Source organism: Paenibacillus sp. FSL W8-0187 (genome assembly GCF_037969755.1).
Classification (GTDB): domain Bacteria; phylum Bacillota; class Bacilli; order Paenibacillales; family Paenibacillaceae; genus Paenibacillus_AQ.
Map to the genome: position 1 here is coordinate 2,142,626 of NZ_CP150206.1, position 24,513 is coordinate 2,167,138.

Sequence of the window (24,513 nt, forward strand, 5' to 3'; positions counted from 1 at the left end):
TATCGGATATAGAATAACTCTCTTATTAGGGGAGGTGAACCCGAATGAAGGTAGGGATAATGGGTGGAACCTTCGATCCCATTCATATCGGGCATATGCTAGCAGCCGAGTGCGCGCGGGACGCTTACGATCTGGAAGAAGTATGGTTTATGCCAAGCCATATCCCCCCACACAAGGAAGATGCTGGCGTAACCGGTCTGATGAGGCTGGAGATGACCGCTGAGGCAGTAGCCGACCATCCATCTTTTCGTACATTGGATTGGGAAGTGAAGCGCGGCGGCGTATCCTATACGGTAGACACGGTTAGAGAACTGCAGGATACGTATCCCGAGCATGATTTCTCGTTCATTATCGGAGCGGATATGGTAGCGTATCTTCCCAAGTGGAATCGGATCGGGGAGCTGGCGGACATGCTGACGTTTATTGGGCTTAACCGTCCCGGAACCAAGCTATCGGTGGATGATCTGCCTGATTTCCTGCAAAAGGTGGTAGTGACAGCGGAGATGCCGTTGATCGAAATATCCTCCACCATGATTCGGAGCAGAGCCGCATCAGGTTCGTCCATCCGTTATATGGTGCCGGACCGTGTATACGATTATATTGTTAGGAGCGGTATTTATGGAGTACAGCCGTGATGAACTCATTGAAGCGGTATCCTCCCAGATGCCGGCCAAGCGCTGGGATCACACAAAAGGCGTAATGGAAACCGCGGTCATCCTTGCAAAGAGGTTCGGGGCCGATCCGGTTAAGGCGGAATTGGCTGCCATCCTGCATGATGTGGCCAAATACTGGCCCGTGCAAAAGCTTCATCAAATGATGGTGGAGCATGCGCTCTCCGAAGAGCTGCTCTATTACGATAAGCAGCTTTGGCATGCTGAGGTAGGCGCATTCGTAGCGGAGCAAGAGTATGGCGTGACGGATGCTGAGGTGCTTGACGCCATCCGCTACCATACGTCGGGGCGCATAGGCATGACGCTGCTTGACAAGGTGGTCTGTCTTGCGGATTATATGGAGCCGGGACGGGATTTCCCCGGCGTGAATAATATTCGCGAACTGGCCAACCATAGCCTTGAAGAGGCGCTTGCAGCCGGTTTTGATTCGACGATCGGACATCTGCTTTCGCGCAGACAAATCATTTTTCCGTTGACGGTACTAGCCCGCAACGATCTAATTAAGCAATTGGAGGCGAATTCATGACGTTGAAACCGAATGAATTATTAAATGTGGCAGTGACTGCCGCAGAAGATAAAAAAGCGATGGATATCGTGGTTCTGGATCTTAGAGGAATCTCCCTGATCGCAGACTATTTTGTCATTTGCCATGGTAACTCGGATACACAAGTGCAAGCGATCGCAACCGAAATTCGTAAACAGGCTCATGATGCAGGAGTGGCTTTGCGCGGACTGGAGGGAATGGATGCAGCCCGCTGGGTGCTGATGGATCTCGGAGACGTGATCGTTCATATCTTCCATCGCGATGAGCGCGAATATTACAACATCGAACGACTGTGGTCAGATGCTAAAGTGGTGGAGAACGTATGAGTCTGATTGCCGGCACATTAACGAAACTCGTCGTTTCCAGAGAAGTGTCCCCTTATGGTTATTTTCTGGATGGCGGAGATCGGGATGTGCTTCTTCATTATTCGGAGCTCACGGGTAAGATTGAGCCGGGGGATACGGTAGAGGTCTTTATATTCTTTGATACGGAAGACCGCCTGGCCGCTACGATGAAGAAGCCTTACCTTATGTTGGGTGAAACCGCTAAGCTTGAGGTGGCGGACGTCCATCCGCGCCTCGGCTGTTTCCTCGAGATGGGGCTTGGCAGGCAGCTTCTGCTTCCAATCCGAGAATTGCCGGAGTTGCGGGAGCTTCACCCCCAAGTGGGAGACCATGTGTTTGTCATCATGGAGCATGATAAGCAAGGACGACTTCGCGCGAAACTCGCCGGAGAACAAGAGCTTGCTCCGCTTGCGTTCCATGCGCCTGAATCGTGGAAGGGCCAATGGTTCACTGCTCTGGTGTACAAGCCGCTCCAGATGGGCACGTTTGTCATCATCGATGGCGGTGTGATCGGTTTCGGCGCGATTGGTATGATCCATTCCTCGGAACGGACGCGTATGCTGCGGCTTGGTGAAGAGGTGAAGGTCCGGGTCAGCCATATTCGGGAAGATGGCAGGGTCAACCTGTCCATGGTTCCGCAAAAAGAGATCGGCCGGACGGATGATGCAGACCGGCTGCTTGCTTTTCTGAAGGAGCGTCCGGGCCATGGGATGCCGTATTCGGATGAAACGCCGCCCGACATCATTAAGCAGCGGTTCGGCATTAGCAAATCCGCCTTTAAACGCGCGCTTGGCAAGCTGATGAAGGACGGTTTGGTTACGCAAAAGGACAGCTGGACGTATATGGTCAATCAAGAGGAGAACTCCGGATCAAACGAATAACCCGGCAAGGTAGGGGAAGCTTCTAAGGAAAGTGGTGTCATCATGTTGTCTTACCGCAAGTTTGCTTACGTATATGATCAACTCATGGAAGACATGCCGTACCCGGATTGGATTCGTTTTGCGAGAACCGCCTGGGATAAGCACGGAATGCCAAAAAGCGTCGTTGAGCTCGGGTGCGGGACAGGCAGCATTACCATTCCGCTCGTGAACTCCGGTTTCGAGGTAACAGGAATTGATCTGTCGGCAGATATGCTCTCAGTTGCTAGACGCAAGCTGGAGGGTACATCCCAGGGGCATCGATTGTTCCGGGAAGGCAGCGTCCGCTGGGTACAACAGGACATGCGTTCGTGGGAGCTGCCCGAGCAGGTGGATTCCGTCATTTCATTTTGTGATTGTGTGAACTATCTGCTGGAGGAAAAGGACATCCGCTCCGCATTTACAAGGACCTACAACGGTCTCAAGGAAGGCGGCACGTTCCTGTTTGATGTGCATCACCCGAACACACTGCTTCGATACGACGAAGAACAGCCCTTTGTGCTGGACGAACGGGAAGTGTCCTACATTTGGACATGCGACCTGGATGAACGACGGATGGAGATTGAGCATCATCTCTCCATCTTTGCACGTGACGGCCAAGACCCTACGGTCTACCGTCGCTTTGAGGAAACGCATGTGCAGCGGGGATATGACCCCGAATGGATGAAGGTCGAGCTGGTTAAGGCCGGATTCCGGGATGTGAAATGTTATGCCGATTTTGAGTGGATGGAAGCGGGGCAGGATGCATCCCGGCTGTTCTACGTTGCCGTAAAATAAACGAAAAAATCCTTTTATGAGAAGCACTTCTTTCGTCTGTAGCGACGAAAGAAAGTGCTTCTTTTTTCGTTATGCATGGATTCATTATATTCAAAGACATTTCTTTTCCGCTTTATTTGACTGTAGTTAAGGTTCGGTAGCAGGGATATGGGTTTGCTTCCGGGACTGTGCTACGATGAGGGATAGATAGGATGAACAGAAATGAGAGCGCTATCTCAAGAGATGTTTCTATGCATCCGATGTGCTCTGAATGACCGTATTTGAGTTCAATGATGATCAAATGATGCATAAGCTAATCTATTGGGTCGAGAGAGGATGAATGAGCATGAAACTGTCCGTATTTACAGTCGCAACTCCTGACTTACAGCCTGAGGAGTTGGCAAAAGCCGCGGCGGATGCCGGTATTGAAGGAATCGAATGGCGTTTCAAGGAGATTCCGGAAGAAGCTGCGGGGGAGAAGCCCTCCTTCTGGCGGCATAATCGCTGCTCCATGGATCCAAACGGCACGCAGGAGGATTGGCTCAGGTTTCAGCAAGCAGCCGACAAGCATGGCCGGCGGAGTCTTGCGGTCGTCCCTTATCTGACATGCGGCGACGTGGAAGCAACGGAGAAGGTCATGCAAGCGGCCAAGCTGATCGGAGCCTCCTTTATTCGCGTGGGTATTCCGGGATATGACCGAAAGCGAAATTATAATGAACTGTACGACCAGGCGGTTCGTTATCTGCATGAGGTACAGGATCTCGCTGCGGCATACGGGGTCAAGGGAGTAGTGGAAACACATCATCTTACGATCTCTCCGAGCGCGGGATTGACGCACCGGCTTGTATCTCACTTCAATCCGCAGCATATCGGCGTGCTGTATGATCCGGGCAACATGGTCCATGAAGGTTACGAGAACTACCGGATGGGCTTGGAGCTTCTTGGTCCCTTCCTGGCTCATGTCCATGTGAAAAACGGAGGCTACCGCAAAACGCCTTCCGAGGATGGCACCTCGGCGACGTGGTCCGGGGAATGGGTCCCGCTTGCCCAGGGGGCCGTGCCATGGAAGCAGGTTATACAGGATCTGCAGTCGGTTGGTTACGAAGGTTATTACGGGATCGAGGATTTTAGCGGAACGTTCCAGTCCAGGGAATTGCTTGTTCGTTTTGCCGAGCAGATGAAGTTGTGGTCAGATCAGAAACAAAACGCGTAGGTCACTTTTTGAAGGAGGCTATAGATATGGAACAGGTAAGAGTAGGGGTAATCGGACTGGGGATGGGTTTTTCGCATGCCAGATCGCTGGCGTCCGGGCGGATCAAAGGCGCGCGGCTTAGCGCTATATGCGATCTGAATCCAGCCAAGCAGGAAGAAGCGAGGGCAACGCTGCCTTCGGACGTAAAAATTTGGAGTGATACGGACGCTATGATCTCATCGGGGGAGATAGATGCGGTAATTATTGCTACGCCCCATTATGCCCATCCTCAAGTGGCGATCGAGTGCCTGAATCATGGACTCCATGTCCTGATCGAGAAACCGGCAGGCGTTTACACGAAGCAGGTACGGGAAATGAATCGCGCGGCAGAAGCCAGTGACAAAGTGTTCTCAATTATGTACAACCAGCGCTGTAATCCGCTATATAAGAAGCTGAGAGAGCTTATTGCCGACGGCGAACTCGGCGAAGTCCGGAGGATGAACTGGATCGTAACGAATTGGTACCGGTCCCAGAGCTATTATGATTCAGGCGGATGGCGAGCTACCTGGGCTGGAGAAGGCGGAGGGGTGCTGATTAACCAGTCCCCGCATCAGCTGGACCTCTGGCAGTGGACGACCGGCATGATGCCAAAGAGAATTCGTGCATTTTGCGCTTTCGGTAAGTACCGGAACATCGAAGTCGAAGATGACGTGACGGCTTATGCGGAATACGAGAATGGTGCTACGGCCGTCTTTATTACGACAACGGGTGAAGCCCCGGGCACTAACCGATATGAAGTGACGGGAGACCGCGGAAAAATCGTTATCGAGGACGGCAAGCTCACCTTCTGGCGCCTCCGTGTACCAGAGCCGGAATTCAATCGGGAGTATACCGGGGGCTTCGGCGAACCGGAATGCTGGAAATGCGAGGTGCCGATCTCGGGGGATAATCCGCAGCATAGTGGCATTATCCAGAACTTTGCGGATGCTATTTTGCATGGAACGCCATTGATTGCCCCGGGTGAAGAGGGAATTCATGGATTGACGCTGTCCAATGCCATGCATCTGTCCACCTGGACCGACAATTGGGTTGATCTGCCTCTTAACGAAGAGCTGTATTACGAAATGCTGCAGGAACGGATCACACATTCTTCCGCTCAGAAAACGGTCAAGGAGATCGGGTCGGTGGATATGAGCAAGACGTTTGGAACCTATTAAATCACAATCAGGAGGCACGTGGTATGGACCGCAGTAATGGAATGCTCTACGCGCCGGTGGGCAAGGCCCAGCCGGTGTGCAAGCCCGGAGAGTTTATGTTTGCTGCCATGTCGCTGGAGCATGGGCATATATACGGCATGTGTAACGGATTGATCGAGGCCGGGGCGACGCTGAAGTGGGTATATGACTCAGACCCCGCGAAGGTTGCGGCTTTTTGCAAGGCTTATCCAAGTGTAACCGTCGCTTCGTCGGAGGCACAGGTGCTAGAGGATGCGGAGGTTCATCTGGTAGCGGCAGCGGCCATTCCTTCGGAAAGATGCGAGCTTGGCCTGAAGGTCATGTCGCATGGCAAGGATTATTTTACGGATAAGACGCCTTTCACCACCCTTGATCAGGTGAACGCTGCTCGCGCAAAGGCCGCAGAGACGGGCAAGAAGTACATGGTCTATTACAGTGAACGGCTGCATGTGGAGAGTGCCGTCCATGCAGGAAGGCTGATCCAGGACGGGGCGATAGGGCGAGTGGTGCAAGTGATGGGAACAGGTCCGCACCGTTTAAATGCGCCTTCCCGTCCGGACTGGTTTTTCCGTCATCAACAGTATGGTGGCATTCTGTGTGATATCGGCTCCCACCAGATTGAACAATTTTTGTTTTTTGCGGGCTGCCGCGATGCCAAGGTGCTCAGCAGCAAGGTGGGCAATTATGCGAATCCGGATTACCCGGAGCTGGAGGATTTTGGAGATGCAACGCTTGTAGGAGACAACGGGGCCACGAATTATTTCCGTGTCGACTGGCTGACACCTGGAGGCCTTGGCACCTGGGGCGACGGAAGAACCTTTATTCTGGGGACGGAAGGATACATCGAGCTTCGCAAATACATCGATATCGCAAGGCATCCGCAAGGCGATCATTTGTACCTGGTTAATGGCGAGGGAGAGTTTCATATGGAGCTTCAGGGCAAGGTGGGCTATCCATTCTTCGGGGAACTTATCCTGGATTGTCTGGAACGTACGGAGCATGCCATGTCCCAGGAGCACGCCTTCAAAGCCGGAGAATTGTGCGTCATCGCCCAAAATGAGGCCGTGCGCATTCCATAAAATCATTTATAATAGAGAAAACCCCGTTTTGTTGAGGGTTGAGGATTAAACAACTCCAAAATCGCTAAAGGGGCGATTCTCTAGATGACCTCATCTGCCGATATGATGCCAGGCTTTGACCGCATGCAGCTGCAGGCGCCGTTCGATCTGACCTATTACAATGAACAGCCGTTGTCCGGAGGACAGTTTCACTCGCATGCTTTTTATGAAATTTATTATTTCCATGAAGGACGCTGCACTTATTTGATCGGTGATTCCGTTTTCACGCTGAAGCCGGGGGATCTGCTCTTGATGAACGGGCTTACGCTTCACTGTCCGAATGTGGAGCCCGATTCCAGATATGTCAGAAGCATTTTGCATTTTGATCCGGCCTGGATCTGCAAGGGGCTTTCGGATACGGGCAAATCGATATTGCTGGATCCATTCGAAACGCTGCGGAATCACCGCATGACGCTGACGGGGGCGAACCGGGAGGAATTTGAAGGCATGCTGGCCGAAATACACCGCCTGTCCACGTCTGCGGCCGGTTTTCGCCAGGAACGGATGACTTTGCGTATTCAGGAGATGATGTACGTCATCGCGGACTGGTGCCAGGACGCTGTGCAGGATCAGGACTCCATCTCCGAGAAGGAGCGGCATGTCCAGCATGTCGTGTCGTTTGTCGAGGAACATTATATGCAGGATCTGACGCTGGACCGAATCGCCCGCGATATGCATATTACGAAACACTATTTATCCTCCTTATTTAAGGAGGTTACCGGAACAACGGTGTTTAAATATTTGTATCACCGGCGGATTAACCAAGCTAAAATTTTGCTCAGGCTCCATCCACATCTCAGCATCACGGAGATCAGCCAGGCGGCAGGTTTCAAGCATTTGGCTCATTTCAGCCGGATGTTCAAGGCCATGGTCGGGACGACACCGGAATATTACCGCAGAAGCGGAGAAGAGCTTTCATTGACTTGATCGGACTTTTTGGGTATAATAGCCACATTAAAACGGTAATATGAACGCGATGATGAGGATCAATCGTTCCACTTTCGATCATGCAGAGAGCCGGTGTCTGGTGAAAACCGGTTGACGATAGGAATGAACTCGCCTCGGAGCAATGGTGTTAACCCGGCCGTCGGAGGGCTGTATTCCGGCAGATTCGGCCGCTGAAGCATCGTCGTCTCATCCGCGATAAGGATGCAAAGGGAGTGAAAGGCAAAGCATGCCTTTGGCTAACTAGGGTGGTACCACGGGAATCAAACCTCTCGTCCCTAGCGATCAGCGCTATGGATGATGAGGTTTTTTTGTTTTTTTGGGCAATGGCATAGGCCTTGTCTCTCGACTGTGAAGGAGGAGCAATGAAGTATGACGGACAATCAACCAACGGGCCACGGCTATCAGCCGCAGGCCATCGAACCGAAGTGGCAGCAATACTGGGATGAGAACAAAACCTTTAAAACGGAAGATACCTCATCCAAACCGAAATTTTATGCGCTGGATATGTTTCCATATCCATCAGGCGCAGGCTTGCACGTAGGGCATCCGGAGGGATACACGGCGACTGACATCGTGTCCCGTTACAAGCGGATGCGCGGATACAATGTGCTCCATCCTATGGGATGGGATGCCTTCGGTCTGCCAGCGGAGCAGTATGCAATGGACACAGGCAAACATCCTCGCGAGTTTACCGTGCAAAATATTGATACATTCCGCCGCCAGATCAAATCTCTCGGTTTCTCGTATGACTGGGACCGCGAGATCAGCACCACCGATCCGGAATATTATAAATGGACCCAGTGGATCTTTATCCAGCTCTATAAGCGCGGCCTTGCCTATGTGGCTGAAGTACCGGTGAACTGGTGCGAAGCGCTCGGTACCGTGCTTGCGAACGAAGAGGTCATCGACGGTAAGAGTGAACGCGGAGGCCATCCGGTCGTACGTAAACCGATGCGTCAATGGATTCTGCGTATTACCGAATACGCGGATCGTCTGCTTGAGGATCTGGATGAATTGGACTGGAGCGAGAGCCTGAAGGATATGCAGCGCAACTGGATTGGCAAATCCACAGGCGCTGAGGTTCGTTTTGACATCGAAGGGTACGATGGTCATCTGGAGGTGTTCACAACCCGTCCAGATACGCTGTTCGGGGCAAGCTACTGTGTCCTGGCGCCGGAGCATGACCTCGTGGATAAGATTACGTCAGCCGATCAGCGTGAAGCCGTCAAGGCTTATCAAGATCAAGCTGCTCGTAAAAGCGACCTGGAGCGGACGGATCTGGCCAAGGATAAAACTGGTGTATTTACGGGTGCGTACGCTATCAATCCGGTAAACGGCGCTAAAGTGCCGATCTGGATCGCGGATTACGTGCTTGCTGGCTATGGAACGGGAGCCATTATGGCGGTTCCGGGTCATGACAGCCGCGACTGGGAGTTTGCGAAGCAATTCGGTCTTCCGATTATTGAAGTTGTTCAGGGTGGAAATGTCGAGGAGGAAGCATACAGCGGCAGTGGCGCGCATGTGAATTCCGGCTTCCTGAATGGGTTGGATAATGAAGAGGCTATCCAGGCGATGAATGAATGGCTGGAGCAAGAGGGCAAGGGCAAGAAGAAGGTAACTTACCGTCTGCGCGACTGGCTGTTCAGCCGTCAACGCTATTGGGGTGAGCCGATTCCGATTCTGCATCTGGAAGACGGAACGATGAAGACCGTGCCGGAGGATCAGCTTCCATTGCTGCTGCCGGATGTGGATCAGATTAAACCGTCCGGTACCGGCGAATCGCCGCTGGCTAACGTTACGGAGTGGGTGGAAACGGTAGATCCCGAAACGGGCATGAAAGCCCGCCGCGAGACCAATACGATGCCGCAATGGGCTGGCAGCTGCTGGTACTACCTGCGTTATATCGATCCGCGTAATAATGAGGAATTGTGCTCCAAGGAGAAGCAGAAGGAATGGCTGCCGGTTGACCTGTACATCGGTGGTGTGGAGCATGCGGTGCTTCATTTGCTGTATGCACGCTTCTGGCACAAAGTATTGTATGACCTGGGTGTTGTCGATACGAAGGAGCCTTTCCAGAAACTGGTCAATCAGGGTATGATCCTGGGCAACAATAATGAAAAAATGAGTAAATCCCGCGGCAATGTCATCAATCCGGATGATATTGTTAACGAATACGGTGCCGACACGCTGCGCGTGTACGAGATGTTCATGGGGCCGCTGGAAGCGACCAAGCCATGGAACACCAACGGGGTTGAAGGAACGCATCGTTTCCTCTCCCGCGTGTGGCGCCTGTTCATCGGAGACGACGGTCAATTGAACCCTAAAATCGCGGAAGGCGAGGGTTCGGACGAATTCAAACGTACGCTGCACAAAACGATTAAGAAAGTAACCGAAGACTTTGAACATATGCGCTTTAACACAGCGATCAGCCAGCTGATGGTATTCATCAACGAGGGATACAAGACGGAAAAGCTTCCGCGCAAAGCGATGGAGAACTTCGTTCAGCTGCTTTCCCCGCTGGCCCCTCACCTGGCTGAAGAGCTGTGGAGCCGTTTAGGCTACACGGAGAGCGTAACCTACGTACCATGGCCGGAGTATGATGAGGCTTGGACTGTAGAGGCCGAAGTTGAGATTGTTGTTCAAGTTAACGGCAAAATCGTAGAACGTGCCAAAATCTCGAAAGACATGGACCAAGAAGCCATGCAACAACATAGCCTCTCCCTTCCGAATGTCAAGCAGGCGCTGGAAGGAAAGAGTATTCGCAAAATTATTGCCGTACCGGGTAAACTGGTCAATATCGTGGCCGGTTAATCGTAAAACCGAAGGCAGCATCCAGTTTGGCCAAATCCTCCTCATACTTGTCGTGTGTGGTTTTGATCAATTGGTAGAACAATCCGTTCAGGTTTGAATCAAGCAGTGCCAAAGCCTGAGCTGTGATGCCTCCGGGAACCGCAACCCGCTCTTGCAGCTGTTCGGGGGAGAAGCCCTCCTCCGTTAGCAGCTTGCCGGTGCCAAGCAGCATTTCACCGGCTAATGCATTAAGGGTCCTGCGGTCGATTCCGGTTATTTCAACGGCAGCGTCGATCCATTTTTCCATGAATAAACTTAAAAAAGCAGGTCCGCAGCTGGAGAAATCGGAAGTGATTCGTGTGTGCGATTCCAGTATCTCGAGCGGCCTGCTGATATAAGACAGGAGGCTTTCTATAAGCTGCCTGTCTTCTTCTTTTATTCGGGAACCATACATGCATAACGATGCTCCGCCTCCGGTTAAGTTGGTGATGCTCGGTATGATTTTCGCCACCTTGCAGGGCAGCGTTGATTCCAGATGGATCAATTGGACCGGACTCGTGATAGATATCGCGATTTGCCGGGCTTCAAGCCTGTCTTTGATTTCGCTGATGACCGATTTGAATTCAAGCGGCTTGATACATAGGAATAGCAGGTCGCTCTGAGAAGCCGTCTCCATGTTACAGCTGCATACGGTCAGACCGGGATGACGTTTTGCCAGCTGCAACGGCTTTTCAGGGCTTCGGTTGCTGACCCGAATCTGCTCAGGCAGGAGTGCGCCCGATTGAATGAAGGCATCGATCAACAGACTACCCATGCTGCCCGTACCGATAAAACCGACCTTCATGTGTATGTTCCCTCCTTTCGCGCTTTACGGCAGAAATGTACCGTCCTTACGTTTAATGTATGCGGGGAAGATGCCGATTCATGACGGTTTTTCATGTGATTTCGGTAGGGAAACCGAAGAATATTCATGGGTGTGTACCAAATGAACTTTGATGTTAAGGAGAGATCATAGATGAGACGAGTATCTTTAGGTTGGAGTCTTGCTGCAACGATTGCGGGCTGCGGGTTCATCTTGTTTGCTGGCGGTACGAATCAGGGGATCGAGGGCTGGCAGCCGCTAAACGATCAGCTGGAGCAGGTGGTTGCTGCCGAAGAGAATGCAGGTGTGAAGACATCTGGGGCTGATTCCCGGCATAAGGAAGTGGAACCGGCTGGAGCATCTGCTGAGCCCGAAGCGGACGTGAAAAATGCTGCAAAGACCGCTCAGGCTGGGCAGATCGAGCCTGCACATAACGTGAAGGAGCCCATGCCAAACCAAGACCAAGGAGCGGCAGGGAGCAGTACAGCAGATCATATCGCCCCATCTTCAACCTCTGGCCAATCTGCTTCTGCCTCGGTTCCACCTCAGGCTGAAGGTGTCGGTCAGCAGTTACAGCAGCAAACCCCTGTTAACAGTGTAGCGCAGCAACCAGCAGCTCCGGATTCATCCGGGTTGATTAATGTCAACACGGCGGATGCCGCAACGCTCATGGAGCTGCCTGGCATTGGCCAGGCGAAGGCCAAGGCGATTATCGATTATCGAAATCAGTTTGGTCCATTTCGAAGTCAGGCGGACTTGATGAACGTAAAGGGCATCGGTCCCAAAATGCTGGAGAAGATGAAGCCTTACGTTGGACTTTAGCTATGTGCTACAATAAAGGGGACATTGATAAGGAACAGGTGACAGATGATGAGTGCAGATCAACGTAAAGATTGGGATACTTATTTCATGGATATTGCCTTTATGGTTTCTACCCGCTCTCAATGCCCGCGGCGTCATGTCGGAGCGGTGCTGGTGCAGGGGAAGAAGCTGCTCGGAACGGCATATAACGGCGCGCCGATGGGAGTGCCTGATTGCTCGGAAGCTGGCTGTATGATCGCTGAGGATTATGAATTGGTCGTACAGGACGGCAAGGAGAGCATGGTGAAGAAACAGCGCTGCATCCGGACGATTCATGCTGAGCAGAATCTGCTGTTATTCACGGACAGGATTGATCGTGAAGGCAGCACGGTGTACGTGACGGATGAGCCCTGCTGGACCTGTGCGAATATGCTTGCCAACAGCGGCATTGTCGAGGTTGTGTTCCACCGTCCTTATCCGAAGGATTCGGGCAAGGTGTCCCGCATGATGGAACAGAAGGGTATTTTGTTCCGGCAGCTTGAAGTGTATGAGCCGCCGCGCGAAACCTTGATGACGGTAGCGGAATGATTTATGAATATAAGGTTATAGAAGAAAATGAATAGAAAGTCACAGAGGAAGGACCTTTGACTGCGATCTGCAGGCAAGGGTTCTTTTTTTATTTAATGATGAAGGGATTTGTTCGAATTATGAGGCGAAGGCCGTTACTTATGTTTACCGTGTTATGGGTAATCGGCAGCGGTGCTGCATGCCTGTACGATGGATGGAGGCTGGCTTTGATTGCAGCCGGGCTGATTCTCATACTGCTTGCTGTATGTCATTGGGCGGGGGCAGGGCGTCTTTTTACACTCTGCATGTTGTTCTCCTTGTGCGTGTCGGGCACTTACTGGGAATGGCATGATGCGGCAAATATAAGTGATTTCGAGTCGCTCCTCCCCGGGGTGTCATCGACGGACATCGTTCCGGTTACTGCGTTTGGTGTAATCACATCCCCTATAGAAGTGGACGGTGACCGCGCGGATTTTAATGTTGTCCTGCATGAGGCTGATCTCACGCTAGCAAAACCTCCAGCGCCTCAAAAACAAGCGAATCCGAATAACGGGACCATGCTGAAGACAGATGATATCGTTAGGGTTCAAGTAAAACTGCTGGACAAAAGGGAGTTGGAGAGGGTTAACCGATGGCAGCGCGGGGACCGCATACAACTGAAGGGAGAGTTGCAAAAACCTGGAGAAGCCCGTAATTTTGACGGATTTGATTATGCTCAATATTTGCGAACCCAGAAAATTCATTGGATGATTAAAGTGAAAGGCTCTGAACAAGCGGGGGTCACTCCGCCTGACAGCTGGAATTTAAGTCATATTCTAAGATGGACGGATGCCGTTCGCCATAAGCTTGGGGGCAAGCTGGATGAATTGTACGGCGGAATCCACGCGGGTTATATGAAGGGACTTGTCATTGGCAATCGGGATGATCTGGATCCCGATACATTTATGGAGTTCTCGCGGCTGGGATTGACTCATATTCTTGCGATATCGGGCATGCATGTGGCTGTTGTCGTAGGATGTCTTTTATTCATATGTACCACCCTTCGAATGACGAGGGAGACCTCGCTGACTGTGGTCATGTGGCTGATTCCCGTCTACGTCCTGCTTACCGGGGCAAGCCCTTCTATCGTCCGTGCCGGTATCATGGGGATGATCGGTTTGTATGCCGCACGGCGTCGGCTTTTGAAGGATGGACTGCATATTCTGAGTGTTGCCGTGCTCGCCATGCTGCTGTGGAACCCGTATTTTCTCGTTAACGTCAGCTTTCAATTGTCATTCATCGTGACTGCGGGCTTGATGATATTCGTGCCGAAGCTGATGCCGCTTCTAACATTTTTGCCCCGCTGGCTTGCGGGAACTGTTGGAGTCACGGTCGTAGCGCAGTTGATCTCCTTTCCTCTTACCATTCATTATTTCAACCAGGTTTCGCTGATTTCTGTTTTCGCCAACATGCTCCTGGTTCCAGTCATTAGCCTTGTCGTTCTTCCGCTAGGAATGGTGTCTTTGCTGATGGGGTGGGTCTGGATGCGAGGAGCCGGCTGGCTGGCAGCTGTAACGGAATGGTTAAACCAAATGACGTTCCGAATCGTTGAATGGATGAATGGTTCATCCGTGTTTATGACATTGTGGCCATCCCCGTCGATAGCCTGGATTCTGTGTTATTTTGTTCTTTTGTATGCATTGCTGTCCATTTTGAAAAAGAGTTCCGAAAATGGCGAAGGAGAGCGAAGCGAGTCCGATGATACAGTTCCGTTGGAAGGACGGATACCCTTGGATCGTAGAGGAAGCTTGTCTAGAGCGACCGGCATGTTTCCGCTTGTGGATCGAGGGGCCGGTGCGTTACGATGGAGAGGTTTTCTTCGCGCCAGTGATTATATCGAACGCTATGCAACGAGATCCGCGATCTTCCTGCTGTCCGGGGCTTTGGGTCTTTTACTGTACGGCGGTTATCAATCTCCGTCCATGCACGGAGCGGGACTGGTACAATTCCTGGATGTAGGACAAGGGGATTCGATACTGGTAACAACACCTGAGGGCAAGCATATTCTCATTGACGGTGGTGGCACGGTGAATTTTCGTAAGGAAAAGGATACTTGGAAACAACGAAAGTCTCCGTATGAGGTGGGAGCGAAAGTGGTGGTTCCCTTGTTGAAAAAACGGGGCGTACACCAGCTTGAGGCTGTCATCATGTCCCATGGAGACCAGGATCATATCGGCGGTTTCCAGGCTGTTCTGCAGGAAATCCCCGTAAAATCGGTTGTATTCAACGGGACCTTGACCGACTCCGCTTCCTTCCGGAAACTGATGTTAACCGCCGTTCAGCAGCGCATTCCCATTTACGAGGCTGGAGTGGATCGGGAAGTATGGAAGCTTGACAGTCATACGCAAATCCAATTTTTAGCGCCTATTTTCCCAGAAAGTGGAGAAATCATAAAACCATTACCGTTGATTAAGGAGCAGAATCATGCTTCACTAGTATTTGTCCTTCAGATGAACGGCAGCCGGTTCTTATTTACGGGTGACACGGACCAAGCTGCCGAACATAATATATTGCTGCACCTGGAGGAACGTTCTTCACAGGATGATGTCGTTTCACGTCGTGCTGCTGCCGAAAACCGGATCGATGTCATGAAGGTTGCCCATCATGGAAGCAAAACCTCGACATCCGCGCTATGGCTGAATGCATGGAAGCCGAAGGCAGCGGTTATTTCCGCTGGCGTCAACAATATGTACGGCCATCCTCATCCGGATGTGGTCGGACGGTTGGAACATTCCTCGACGCTCATCTATCAGACCAACCTTCACGGTGAAATCCAGATGAGGATCAAGGATGGACATATTGAAACGCGTACGAAGCTTCCATGAAAAAACAGCCCGCTGTCCTTTGGACATAGATTCGTAGTATGATCTTTTATAGGAAAATGCAGCGGTGACTATAATCTTTATATTTGGTATAGTTAGATGAAGTTTCCTAAAAAAATAATAGGTTACATACTGCAACATTTTTTTAATTCTATCCGTCTGTATGTATGCAGGGAGAGGGGGATCCACTGTGGTGGAGCAGGGACTCATAAGAGCCGCTCAATCGGGCGATCGCGACGCTCTAATCACCCTATTGCGAGAAATTGAGCAACATGTTTACCGAACTGCTTATTACATTTTAAACAATGAACAGGATGCTATGGATGCAGCCCAGGAAGCACTTATACGTGTATATACGAAGATTAACTCCTACGAGGAGAAGGCTCAGTTCAAAACTTGGGTCCAGCGGATTGTCACTAACATATGCATTGATAAATTCCGCAGGACCAAGCCGACGGTTTCCATCGATGAACATGATCTGGTGTTTCGGGATAATCTCGATGTAGAACGGGAAGTGATGTCGGGATATCTGGCTCAGGATATTCAGGAAGCCATTAATCAACTGCCGGATCATCATCGCACGGTCATTGTCTTAAGGTATTTGCAGGATCTATCCTACAACGAAATTGCTGATTGTCTGAACCTCCCGCTCAATACGGTGAAATCCTATTTGTTCAGGGCCAGGCAGCAGCTGCAGAATATGCTCCAAGAGCATCAGAAAGGTGGTGTATCAGGATGAATTGCCAAGAGGTGGTGGAACGTATGCACCGGTATTTGGACCGGGATCTCACTTCGGAGGAGACGGCCGAAATGTATCAGCATATTGCCGTGTGCCCCATGTGTGCGGAGACCTTTAATATATTGAAATCATTGAACAGAGAGCTTGAGGATCTCCCGGCCGTAACCCCGCCTGTCAGTCTGGTAGACGCTATCATGCCTAGACTGGATGCCATTGACCGTGATCGCCAGAACCTTGTCGTACCTCCAGCCGTGAAAAGCCAAGAGCCCGCCGAAATGATGCCGGAAATGCGGCGTCCGCGACGTGCGGGAAGCTGGTGGAGCACGGTTGGCGGAAGAACGGCTATCGGTGCCGCTGCCGCTGTACTTATTTTTAGCGTAGCTATTTTAAATAATGAACCGAAGATGCTATCCGATGCGGAGATTCCATACGAAGAGGCAAGCACGACCAGTGCCGGGGCGAATGACGACTCGGCTGCAACGCAGAGTCAGGAAATCGCTCAGCCGTTTGCCGCCGAAGGCGGCACGGAGTCGGGTGGCGCATCGGATGAGGGAAGCGATCCATCCGCAAATCTGCGGAGTTCGCCTTCAGAATCGTCATCGGAAGCCAATTCTAAGTCAGCTCCGAATGAAACGAAGGCAACGCCGGAACCATCGGATGGGGCTAACGGCACCAAGAAAGATGTTACAGCACCCGATACTTCGGTCCAGAAGAAAGATAATGGGGAACCTCAAGCGTCAGACCAACCTGCAACGAGCAACAATGAGGTACCAAAAAACAATACCACAAGTCCGTCTGACCCTCCCGCTAGTGAACCTGAGCAGGACTCTGAGACCATGGATGCCCAGACTTCGCCTACGGAATCGGCGGATACCTCGTCAGAGATGCTGCCTCCAATTAGCGATCCTTCCGGCGATGCAGGCACGGGAAGCACGGAATCATCCGACAGGTCAACCGGATCGTACCAAGGACTGGCGATGGTACCGGAACAGTGGTCGTCCCCGGACGGCCTCTACCGAGCTTCGCTGGAGGCCGATCATCTGATTATCTATCGCCTGCCATCGGGAAGCCAAACCTCGCCTGAGGCGGTTGAAACGGTTGAGACGATTCCGCTCGGCGGAAGCTGGGTATCCGGTCAATGGTCAGAGGACGGCTTAACGTTTAAGTACAAGGTGCAGACGAATAACGAATTGGTTGAATCCGTCTATTCCATTGAGAAGTCTCAGCCTCCGGCGACTACGGGGCAGAAGCACCCTAAACAATAGAAATATTCAGAGATATATACAATCGGTGCACCAATGCCGGGAGATATGAATACACTATATATTAGAGAGAGCATTATACCAACTACCGTCGTATGACCGACGGCGAGGTGTTTCTAGAGCATACTTGCCGGCGTTTATATAGATGTGTTGGGACGAAGGGACCTTGCCGCTGCCAAGCCGAGGTCTCTTTGTTTTCGTGTGGATGATTTCATTTTTATGCTTGTTGTCTATCGCATTCAGGCACTCTTTTTTGGTATAGTGTACAGAGTAGAAAGGGGGGACGCCGATGGATGCCAAAGCGGCGGCCAAGGCGGTTAAGCAGGGAGATGTGTCTGCCGTCTATTTGTTGTATGGCAGCGAGAAATTTCAAATGAAGGAATTCGCTGAATTTCTGGAAGCCCAGCTGATCCCAAAAGAAGACCGTGATTTTGCGCTTGTTCATATGGATTTAGGGGAGGTTCCGATTCAAACCGTCATTGAAGAAGCGGAGACGGTTCCATTTATGGTTCAGAAAAAATTGATCATGGTCAGGGACACGGCTTTTTTTACCGCAGCAAAAGATAACGGGAAAGTGGATCATCGTCCAGAGGCTTTGCTGGATTATTTGACCAATCCCGCTGATTATAGTGTGATTGTCTTTATGGTTGGACAAGAAAAGCTGGATGAACGCAAAAAGGTAGTCAAGGCAGTTAAGAAATCAGGGGTTGCCTTGTCCTTTATGCCTTTGGGCGGGGAGGATCTGCTTCGCTGGGTGGACAAGCAGGTGAAGAACGGCAACTGCACGCTGCGAGAAGGTGCGGCGGAGGCGATCGTGCGAAATGCGGGAACCAGTCTTCAGGCATTATCAGGTGAGATCGAAAAGCTGTGTTTATATGCTGGTGCCGGCGGAGTGATTGATGTCGCAACCGTGGATATGCTGGTGGCGCGCAGCACGGAACAGAATGTGTTTGCGCTGGTAGAGGATATTGCGAATCTCCGATTGGACAAGGCGCTCGGAATCTATTATGAACTGCTGAAGCAGCGCGAGGAGCCGATCAAGATTGCGGCGCTCATCACCAGACAGTTCCGGATTATTCTGCAGGTGAAGACTCTATCTACCCAGAGCTACTCGCAGCAGCAAATTGCTTCCCAGATCGGATTACATCCCTATGCGGTGAAGATTGCGGGCGAGCAAGCCCGCAAGTTTGAGACAGCACGCCTTGAAGGCATTCTGAACCATCTGGCGAATCTGGATTACCAGATGAAGACCGGGGCCGTGGATAAGGTGCTCGGCATCGAATTGTTTTTGCTGCGGCTTGGGGCTTAACACATCCGCAGGCTAGTTAAGAGCGTACGGCCGCGGGAGCAGTCGTACGCTCTTTTTGTTTAGAGATCAGAAAGCATGAACTTCAGAGGCTTACCCACCTGATCTTGCAAGAAAAAAATCCGCTATATGTGGTTGTCTGCCGAGAAGAGCACGTTGATCAACGTACTACAAAAAGCCCTGAACAGTGTGAACTGTTCAGGGCTTTTTCCATGTCGTATTCAACAAACGTTACTTACGCTTGCGACGTAAGAGCGTTCAGTCTTTTCGCCAGACGGGACTTCTTGCGGGCAGCTGCGTTCTTATGGATCAGGCCCTTTGTTACAGCTTTATCAAGCTTCTTGGAAGCAGCCTGGAAAGCAACTTTAGCAGCTTCGATTTCTGTACCGTTCAACGCTACGTCAGCAGTTTTAACAGCTGTGCGAAGCGCGGATTTTTGAGAAATGTTAAGCGCGTGGCGTTTGTCATTTGTCTTTACACGTTTAATCGCGGATTTAATGTTTGGCATTACATTCACCTCCTGTAAGGCATTTCAATAGAGCGAAATGATTCACAACTTAAAATATTTTAGCATGGGGGTGGACAAAAAGCAATACTCATTCGGACTTCTGCATAATCTCTCCCATACTCTCGCACACTACTAGCAATATGAGGAGGAGTGTGAATTTCTATGGATCTGGATCTGCAAAAATACTCGGTCCGAACGGACCTGGCGGTGGAATCAAGAGAACTGGCGGGAGGCAAAGGGGGCACGCCCATTCCTGGTGTGATGGAGGATGTGGTGCAGGAGGACGGAATCAAGATTACAAGGCTGGACGTGGAGAACGATGCAGCCTCTAAGCAAATTGGAAGAGTAAAGGGCCATTACGTCACGTTGGAGGTGCCCGATCTTCGCAAGGGGGATACGGGGCTTCAGGATCAAGTATCTGTTGTCTTCGCTCGTGAGTTTGAGGCATTCATGTCCCGGATCGGCATCGGACCCAAGGCAAGCGTGCTCATTGTCGGGCTCGGCAACTGGAACGTGACGCCGGATTCCCTGGGACCGCTGGTGGTGGAGAACGTGATGGTAACCCGACAGTTTTTCGAGCTTATGCCGGATCGGGTGGCGCCAGGCTATCGACAGGTTAGTGCCGTAGCGCCAGGCGTTCTCGGTCTGACAGGGATTGAATCGAGCGAAACGGTTCAGGGCATCGTGGAGCAAACCCGTCCCGAACTGATCATCGCTATTGACGCTCTGGCTTCGCGTTCGCTGGAACGGGTGAATACGACTATCCAGATTGCGGATATCGGAATCCACCCCGGTTCTGGCGTCGGCAATAAGCGGAAGGGATTGACACAGGAGATTCTCGGGGTCCCCTGCATTGCGATCGGAGTTCCGACCGTCTGCTATGCTTCCACCATCGTTAATAACGCCATTGAGCTTATGAAATCCCATTTTGGCGAAGGTGCGCCGGAGACGGGCAAAATTATGGGCATGCTCCATGATATACCCGAAGGTGATCGCCTCGCACTGGTGAAGGAGGTTCTGGAGCCGCTGGGTCATGACCTTATCGTAACGCCCAAGGAAATCGACGAATTTATAGAGGATATCGCCAATATCGTGGCAACCGGTTTGAACGCAGCGCTGCATGAGGCTGTGGATCCCGGCAATGTAGGTGCGTACACGCACTAACCAGTATAAAAGCTCCGAATCTATCGGAGCTTTTATATTTTTCATGGATCTAGTTCTATCGATTCTCCCCGGTTCATAGATTTGAAATATAAGAGATTACACAAGTCGCGGGAACGGCGGAATGATGGCCGAAATAGCTCCCGGCGAACCGAGGAGGGCATCGTTATGAACAATCGCAAGTTTCGCATCTGGAATATTGCCAGACTGAAACGGAAGGTTATGGAAGGTCTGAGCATGGGTCGAACGCTCATTATACTAATGCTAGGTTCTCTTATATTTTTTATTTTACTAGGGCTCGGAGGGATGGCGGAACAGCGGATGAATTCCTCGCCCGTATCATCAATGAAAGGATTGGCCGCTTCGTTATCCAGCCATTTTTTCATTGATATGATCGGCATGGAGATGCCGCATATGACGGCTTCCAAAGAGACCTCAAGCTTCTCCGGCGAGAAAATGTCGACCTTCGTCTTTGAACTGCTGACGAGTGTGAATCCGAGGGATCCAAAAAGCCTTCTTGCAGGAGAACTGCCTGGCATGAAAGCAAATCAACCGGTACAGCTGTCTCATGGGTCCGGTAACGAGGATGGGGAGGCACCGGCGGATTACCGGCCGGATCCCGCGGAGGGGCAGGCAGAGGGCGATCCTGCTGATGGCGGGGAAGAGCCTCCACAAGGCGGTCGGGGAGATATCGGCAATGAGGATAATGGTGAGGATGTCCCGGATCAGGGGGCGGAGGACGAGCCTGGCAGTAAGAACGATCCTGGAAGCATCTCCAAGGATGGAAAGTCTACGAATGGAAAGAAAGCCGTTCTCATCTATCATTCTCACCCGCAGGAAGCATATAACCCGCTGCTGACACATCCTTCCGATAATCCGGGGGCGGTATCTCCGAGCAAGAATGTCATGCTGGTGGGCAGTTTGCTGAGCAAAAGACTTGAAGCCAACGGGATTGGCACCCTGCATGATCAAAGTGACTATCAATCTACCATTGAAGGGTATAATTACAATTTTTCTTATAAATACTCGCGTCAGATGGTCATGGAGGCCATGTCCCAGAACGACGGTATTAACTATCTGATCGATATCCATCGGGATTCGCAGCGGTATAACAAAACGACAGCAACCGTAAACGGCGTCAATTATGCCAAGGTTTACTTCATCATCGGACATGCGAACGAGAACTGGAGACAGAACGAGGCGTTTGCAAGCAAAATCAATGCCAAGCTGGAACAGTCCTATCCCGGGGTGTCTCGGGGGGTGTGGGGTAAATCAGCGGATCAAGGGAACGGGGAATATAATCAATCCCTGTCGCCGAACAGCATCCTGATCGAAATCGGCGGCATCGATAATACGAAGGAAGAATTGCAGCGGACAGCTGAAGCGTTGGCGGACATCATTGCAGATGTGTACTGGCAGGAGCAAGAGGCGGAGAAAGCCAGTGTGAAAAAAGACAATGATCAAACGAAGAAGCAGTCCGTTTCCGCGGAAACCAAGGGCGGAAGCAAAAAAGGCACAGCAGCCAAAGCAGGCTAACATTTCGGCGGCAACGATGGAGCAAGAGTGAGCGGGTAAATCAGGGAGGGACTCAGTGATGTCAAGAATGGGAAAACGGTTTGTGGCTCTTATCATATGGACAGGCATCGGCATATTGGTCGGCATGCAGCTTGGCGGGGCAAAGGCGCCCGTATCGACAGACGGTACAGGCGCCGTGCAAACTGTGCAGCAAGACCATGCTCAGAATCCGCAAGGCGGAGCTGCCCAAGGGAATGGATGGGGAGGGACACGCAAGACCCCTCCCTTATCAGAGTCCGTTGTTCTAGAACAAGATGCTCGTAAGACACTACCCGAATATGAGCCTACGCCTAGCGACATCCTGCTTCCCGAACGCTCGCAACCGCCTGCCGATGTCCTTGCCGACAAGACGGCAGGACTGCTCCAGCAGCTGTCTGACAAAAGCATACGCTGGGTCGTGTCGATGTTCGGATCGATCGCGGAATAAATTCACCTTTATTCTCAGCATTGCTGTGCATCCCCTCAACTGGTATAATAAGTTGATTCAAACATCTGGTGGTTGTTGGGGGTTAGGCATGACAGACGTACAAGCAAGACAACAAAAAATTCGTAATTTCTGTATCATTGCACATATAGACCATGGGAAATCGACGCTTGCTGACCGTATATTGGAATTTACGGGTGCATTAACTTCGCGTGAAATGCAAGAGCAGGTACTGGATCAGATGGATCTGGAGAGAGAGCGCGGGATTACCATCAAGCTGCAGGCGGTTCGCCTGAATTACAAAGCCGATGACGGCGAGGAGTATATATTGAACCTGATTGATACTCCAGGGCACGTCGACTTTACGTATGAGGTATCTCGAAGCCTGGCTGCTTGTGAAGGCGCGCTGCTCGTCGTTGATGCTGCACAGGGAATTGAAGCGCAGACGTTGGCCAACGTATATTTGGCACTGGATAACAATCTTGAAATTCTGCCTGTCATTAACAAAATTGACCTGCCAAGCGCCGATCCCGAGCGGGTGAAGCAGGAAGTTGAGGATGTCATCGGACTGGATGCCAGCGATGCCGTATTAGCTTCCGCCAAGGCGGGTATCGGAATCAAGGAAATTCTGGAGCAGGTGGTTCAGAAAGTCCCTGCGCCAACAGGCGATTCGGAAGCACCCCTGAAAGCGCTGATTTTCGACTCCCATTATGATCCTTACAAAGGTGTCATCGTATATGTGCGCGTTCTTGACGGAAGTATCAAAGCCGGTTCCAAGATCAAGATGATGGCTACCGGCAAAACCTTCGAGGTTATTGAGGTGGGGGCGTTTAAGCCGCGCATGTCCATCGTGGACGAGCTTAATGTTGGCGATGTCGGTTTCATCGTGGCTGGCATGAAGAGCGTTGGCGATACGCAGGTCGGTGATACGGTAACGGATGCCAAGCGTCCGACGGCCGAGCCGCTTCCGGGTTACCGCAAAATCAACCCGATGGTATTCTGTGGTCTGTATCCAATCGAGACGTCAGACTACAATGATCTGCGCGAAGCGCTCGAGAAGCTGCAGCTTAATGATGCATCGCTCAGTTTTGAGCCGGAGACATCCAGCGCGCTCGGATTCGGTTTCCGTTGCGGATTCCTAGGCCTGCTGCACATGGATGTCATCCAGGAGCGGATTGAACGCGAGTTTAATATACCGCTGATTACAACGGCGCCGAGCGTTATTTACCGCATTACGCTGACAAACGGGGAGCAGATCCAGATCGATAACCCGTCTCATTATCCTGAGGTCGGCAAGGTCGATTATGTTGAAGAGCCTTATGTTAAAGCAGGTATTATCGTTCCGAACGATTATGTTGGAGCGATCATGGAACTCTGCCAAAATAAACGCGGCGAATTCGTGAATATGGAATACCTGGACACAACGCGCGTCACCATTACCTATGAAATTCCGTTGTCGGAAATCGTGTATGATTTCTTCGACCAGTTGAAATCGAGCACCAAAGGATATGCTTCATTTGATTACGAGCTATCCGGGTACCGTCGATCCAACCTGGTCAAAATGGATATTTTGCTTAATGCCGAGCAAGTGGATGCCTTGTCCTTTATCGTGCACAAGGACCGTGCCTATCACCGCGGACGGTTGATTTGCGAGAAGCTGCGCGAGCTGATTCCTCGTCAAATGTTCGAAGTGCCGATTCAAGCTTCCGTTGGTACCAAGGTTGTGGCCCGTGAAACGGTTAAAGCGATGCGTAAAAACGTTCTTGCCAAGTGTTACGGCGGTGACATCTCCCGTAAACGGAAACTCCTTGAGAAGCAGAAGGAAGGTAAGAAACGGATGAAACAAGTCGGCAGCGTTGAAGTGCCACAGGAAGCTTTCATGGCGGTATTGAAAATTGACGACAAGTAATTTTGTATAGGAATGGCAGGCCC

Annotated in this window: 22 protein-coding genes and 1 other annotated feature; of the genes, 20 read left to right on the forward strand and 2 right to left on the reverse strand. The window is 51.3% G+C overall.

Features of this window, described 5'->3' with window-relative positions:
• Positions 1-44: 44 nt before the first annotated feature.
• From MKY48_RS09440 to leuS, 10 genes are all read left to right on the forward strand, one after another.
• On the forward strand, positions 45-635 hold the full coding sequence (locus MKY48_RS09440) for a nicotinate-nucleotide adenylyltransferase (RefSeq protein WP_339271894.1): 591 nt from the start codon (positions 45-47) through the stop codon (positions 633-635).
• Positions 619-1,197 (forward strand): bis(5'-nucleosyl)-tetraphosphatase (symmetrical) YqeK, encoded by a 579-nt coding sequence (gene yqeK / locus MKY48_RS09445; protein WP_339292813.1) that lies wholly within the window; start codon positions 619-621, stop codon positions 1,195-1,197. Before MKY48_RS09440 ends, yqeK begins: the two co-directional genes overlap by 17 nt.
• Positions 1,194-1,541, forward strand: a complete 348-nt coding sequence (gene rsfS, locus MKY48_RS09450) for a ribosome silencing factor (protein ID WP_071222884.1) — start codon at positions 1,194-1,196, stop codon at positions 1,539-1,541. Before yqeK ends, rsfS begins: the two co-directional genes overlap by 4 nt.
• Positions 1,538-2,440, forward strand: coding sequence for a S1-like domain-containing RNA-binding protein (locus MKY48_RS09455; RefSeq protein ID WP_339271895.1), 903 nt, complete (start codon positions 1,538-1,540; stop codon positions 2,438-2,440). The genes rsfS and MKY48_RS09455 overlap by 4 nt, the downstream gene beginning before the upstream one ends.
• Positions 2,441-2,482: 42 nt before the next feature.
• Positions 2,483-3,253, forward strand: a complete 771-nt coding sequence (locus tag MKY48_RS09460) for a class I SAM-dependent methyltransferase (RefSeq protein ID WP_339271896.1) — start codon at positions 2,483-2,485, stop codon at positions 3,251-3,253.
• A gap of 325 nt (positions 3,254-3,578) precedes the next feature.
• On the forward strand, positions 3,579-4,445 hold the full coding sequence (locus tag MKY48_RS09465; protein ID WP_339292814.1) for a sugar phosphate isomerase/epimerase: 867 nt from the start codon (positions 3,579-3,581) through the stop codon (positions 4,443-4,445).
• A gap of 26 nt (positions 4,446-4,471) precedes the next feature.
• Positions 4,472-5,641, forward strand: coding sequence for a Gfo/Idh/MocA family oxidoreductase (locus MKY48_RS09470; RefSeq protein WP_339292815.1), 1,170 nt, complete (start codon positions 4,472-4,474; stop codon positions 5,639-5,641).
• A gap of 23 nt (positions 5,642-5,664) precedes the next feature.
• The gene (locus MKY48_RS09475) at positions 5,665-6,738 is read left to right on the forward strand and encodes a Gfo/Idh/MocA family oxidoreductase (protein WP_339292816.1); all 1,074 of its coding nucleotides are present in this window, start codon (positions 5,665-5,667) and stop codon (positions 6,736-6,738) included.
• An 84-nt stretch (positions 6,739-6,822) separates the two neighbouring features.
• Positions 6,823-7,704, forward strand: a complete 882-nt coding sequence (locus MKY48_RS09480; RefSeq protein ID WP_339292817.1) for an AraC family transcriptional regulator — start codon at positions 6,823-6,825, stop codon at positions 7,702-7,704.
• Positions 7,705-7,744: 40 nt separating this feature from the next.
• Positions 7,745-8,005: a binding site (T-box leader), on the forward strand.
• An 89-nt stretch (positions 8,006-8,094) separates the two neighbouring features.
• Complete coding sequence (leuS, locus tag MKY48_RS09485) at positions 8,095-10,536, forward strand: leucine--tRNA ligase (RefSeq protein ID WP_339292818.1); 2,442 nt, start codon at positions 8,095-8,097, stop codon at positions 10,534-10,536.
• Here leuS and comER read toward each other — a convergent pair.
• Entirely contained in the window at positions 10,517-11,359 is an 843-nt protein-coding gene (gene comER / locus MKY48_RS09490; RefSeq protein WP_339292819.1) for a late competence protein ComER, read from the reverse strand. The two genes, leuS and comER, sit on opposite strands and share 20 nt — an antisense overlap.
• A gap of 171 nt (positions 11,360-11,530) precedes the next feature.
• Here comER and MKY48_RS09495 point away from each other — a divergent pair, with 171 nt between their 5' ends.
• The 6 genes from MKY48_RS09495 to holA all read left to right on the forward strand — a co-directional run bounded on the left by MKY48_RS09495 (position 11,531) and on the right by holA (position 18,916).
• On the forward strand, positions 11,531-12,199 hold the full coding sequence (locus tag MKY48_RS09495; RefSeq protein WP_339292820.1) for a helix-hairpin-helix domain-containing protein: 669 nt from the start codon (positions 11,531-11,533) through the stop codon (positions 12,197-12,199).
• Positions 12,200-12,247: 48 nt separating this feature from the next.
• Positions 12,248-12,766: a dCMP deaminase family protein gene (locus tag MKY48_RS09500; RefSeq protein WP_076320559.1), complete on the forward strand. Its 519-nt coding sequence runs from the start codon at positions 12,248-12,250 to the stop codon at positions 12,764-12,766.
• Between the two features lie 140 nt (positions 12,767-12,906).
• Positions 12,907-15,609, forward strand: a complete 2,703-nt coding sequence (locus MKY48_RS09505) for a ComEC/Rec2 family competence protein (RefSeq protein WP_339292821.1) — start codon at positions 12,907-12,909, stop codon at positions 15,607-15,609.
• Positions 15,610-15,796: 187 nt separating this feature from the next.
• Complete coding sequence (locus MKY48_RS09510; RefSeq protein WP_036644490.1) at positions 15,797-16,345, forward strand: sigma-70 family RNA polymerase sigma factor; 549 nt, start codon at positions 15,797-15,799, stop codon at positions 16,343-16,345.
• A complete protein-coding gene (locus tag MKY48_RS09515) occupies positions 16,342-17,610 on the forward strand; it encodes a zf-HC2 domain-containing protein (protein ID WP_339292822.1) in 1,269 nt (422 codons plus the stop codon). The genes MKY48_RS09510 and MKY48_RS09515 overlap by 4 nt, the downstream gene beginning before the upstream one ends.
• Before the next feature lie 286 nt (positions 17,611-17,896).
• Positions 17,897-18,916 (forward strand): DNA polymerase III subunit delta, encoded by a 1,020-nt coding sequence (holA, locus tag MKY48_RS09520; protein ID WP_076320562.1) that lies wholly within the window; start codon positions 17,897-17,899, stop codon positions 18,914-18,916.
• 232 nt (positions 18,917-19,148) lie between these two features.
• Here the strand turns inward: holA and rpsT are convergent, their stop codons facing one another.
• Positions 19,149-19,421 (reverse strand): 30S ribosomal protein S20, encoded by a 273-nt coding sequence (gene rpsT, locus MKY48_RS09525; RefSeq protein ID WP_009590780.1) that lies wholly within the window; start codon positions 19,419-19,421, stop codon positions 19,149-19,151.
• 162 nt (positions 19,422-19,583) lie between these two features.
• Between rpsT and gpr the strand changes: the two genes are divergently transcribed.
• From gpr to lepA, 4 genes are all read left to right on the forward strand, one after another.
• The gene (gene gpr, locus MKY48_RS09530; RefSeq protein WP_339271906.1) at positions 19,584-20,585 is read left to right on the forward strand and encodes a GPR endopeptidase; all 1,002 of its coding nucleotides are present in this window, start codon (positions 19,584-19,586) and stop codon (positions 20,583-20,585) included.
• 165 nt (positions 20,586-20,750) lie between these two features.
• Positions 20,751-22,118: a stage II sporulation protein P gene (locus MKY48_RS09535; protein WP_339292823.1), complete on the forward strand. Its 1,368-nt coding sequence runs from the start codon at positions 20,751-20,753 to the stop codon at positions 22,116-22,118.
• Positions 22,119-22,173: 55 nt separating this feature from the next.
• Positions 22,174-22,584: a hypothetical protein gene (locus MKY48_RS09540; protein ID WP_076320565.1), complete on the forward strand. Its 411-nt coding sequence runs from the start codon at positions 22,174-22,176 to the stop codon at positions 22,582-22,584.
• Between the two features lie 88 nt (positions 22,585-22,672).
• The gene (gene lepA / locus MKY48_RS09545; protein WP_076320566.1) at positions 22,673-24,490 is read left to right on the forward strand and encodes a translation elongation factor 4; all 1,818 of its coding nucleotides are present in this window, start codon (positions 22,673-22,675) and stop codon (positions 24,488-24,490) included.
• The last annotated feature ends 23 nt before the right edge of the window (positions 24,491-24,513 follow it).

Excerpts from the sequence above, each read along its gene's own strand:
- MKY48_RS09440 (WP_339271894.1), top strand. The coding sequence starts at position 45 with ATGAAGGTAGGGATAATGGGTGGAACCTTCGATCCCATTCATATCGGG.
- yqeK (WP_339292813.1), top strand. The coding sequence starts at position 619 with ATGGAGTACAGCCGTGATGAACTCATTGAAGCGGTATCCTCCCAGATG.
- rsfS (WP_071222884.1), top strand. The coding sequence starts at position 1,194 with ATGACGTTGAAACCGAATGAATTATTAAATGTGGCAGTGACTGCCGCA.
- MKY48_RS09455 (WP_339271895.1), top strand. The coding sequence starts at position 1,538 with ATGAGTCTGATTGCCGGCACATTAACGAAACTCGTCGTTTCCAGAGAA.
- MKY48_RS09460 (WP_339271896.1), top strand. The coding sequence starts at position 2,483 with ATGTTGTCTTACCGCAAGTTTGCTTACGTATATGATCAACTCATGGAA.
- MKY48_RS09465 (WP_339292814.1), top strand. The coding sequence starts at position 3,579 with ATGAAACTGTCCGTATTTACAGTCGCAACTCCTGACTTACAGCCTGAG.
- MKY48_RS09470 (WP_339292815.1), top strand. The coding sequence starts at position 4,472 with ATGGAACAGGTAAGAGTAGGGGTAATCGGACTGGGGATGGGTTTTTCG.
- MKY48_RS09475 (WP_339292816.1), top strand. The coding sequence starts at position 5,665 with ATGGACCGCAGTAATGGAATGCTCTACGCGCCGGTGGGCAAGGCCCAG.
- MKY48_RS09480 (WP_339292817.1), top strand. The coding sequence starts at position 6,823 with ATGACCTCATCTGCCGATATGATGCCAGGCTTTGACCGCATGCAGCTG.
- leuS (WP_339292818.1), top strand. The coding sequence starts at position 8,095 with ATGACGGACAATCAACCAACGGGCCACGGCTATCAGCCGCAGGCCATC.
- comER (WP_339292819.1), bottom strand. The coding sequence starts at position 11,359 with ATGAAGGTCGGTTTTATCGGTACGGGCAGCATGGGTAGTCTGTTGATC.
- MKY48_RS09495 (WP_339292820.1), top strand. The coding sequence starts at position 11,531 with ATGAGACGAGTATCTTTAGGTTGGAGTCTTGCTGCAACGATTGCGGGC.
- MKY48_RS09500 (WP_076320559.1), top strand. The coding sequence starts at position 12,248 with ATGAGTGCAGATCAACGTAAAGATTGGGATACTTATTTCATGGATATT.
- MKY48_RS09505 (WP_339292821.1), top strand. The coding sequence starts at position 12,907 with ATGTTTACCGTGTTATGGGTAATCGGCAGCGGTGCTGCATGCCTGTAC.
- MKY48_RS09515 (WP_339292822.1), top strand. The coding sequence starts at position 16,342 with ATGAATTGCCAAGAGGTGGTGGAACGTATGCACCGGTATTTGGACCGG.
- holA (WP_076320562.1), top strand. The coding sequence starts at position 17,897 with ATGGATGCCAAAGCGGCGGCCAAGGCGGTTAAGCAGGGAGATGTGTCT.
- rpsT (WP_009590780.1), bottom strand. The coding sequence starts at position 19,421 with ATGCCAAACATTAAATCCGCGATTAAACGTGTAAAGACAAATGACAAA.
- gpr (WP_339271906.1), top strand. The coding sequence starts at position 19,584 with ATGGATCTGGATCTGCAAAAATACTCGGTCCGAACGGACCTGGCGGTG.
- MKY48_RS09535 (WP_339292823.1), top strand. The coding sequence starts at position 20,751 with ATGAACAATCGCAAGTTTCGCATCTGGAATATTGCCAGACTGAAACGG.
- lepA (WP_076320566.1), top strand. The coding sequence starts at position 22,673 with ATGACAGACGTACAAGCAAGACAACAAAAAATTCGTAATTTCTGTATC.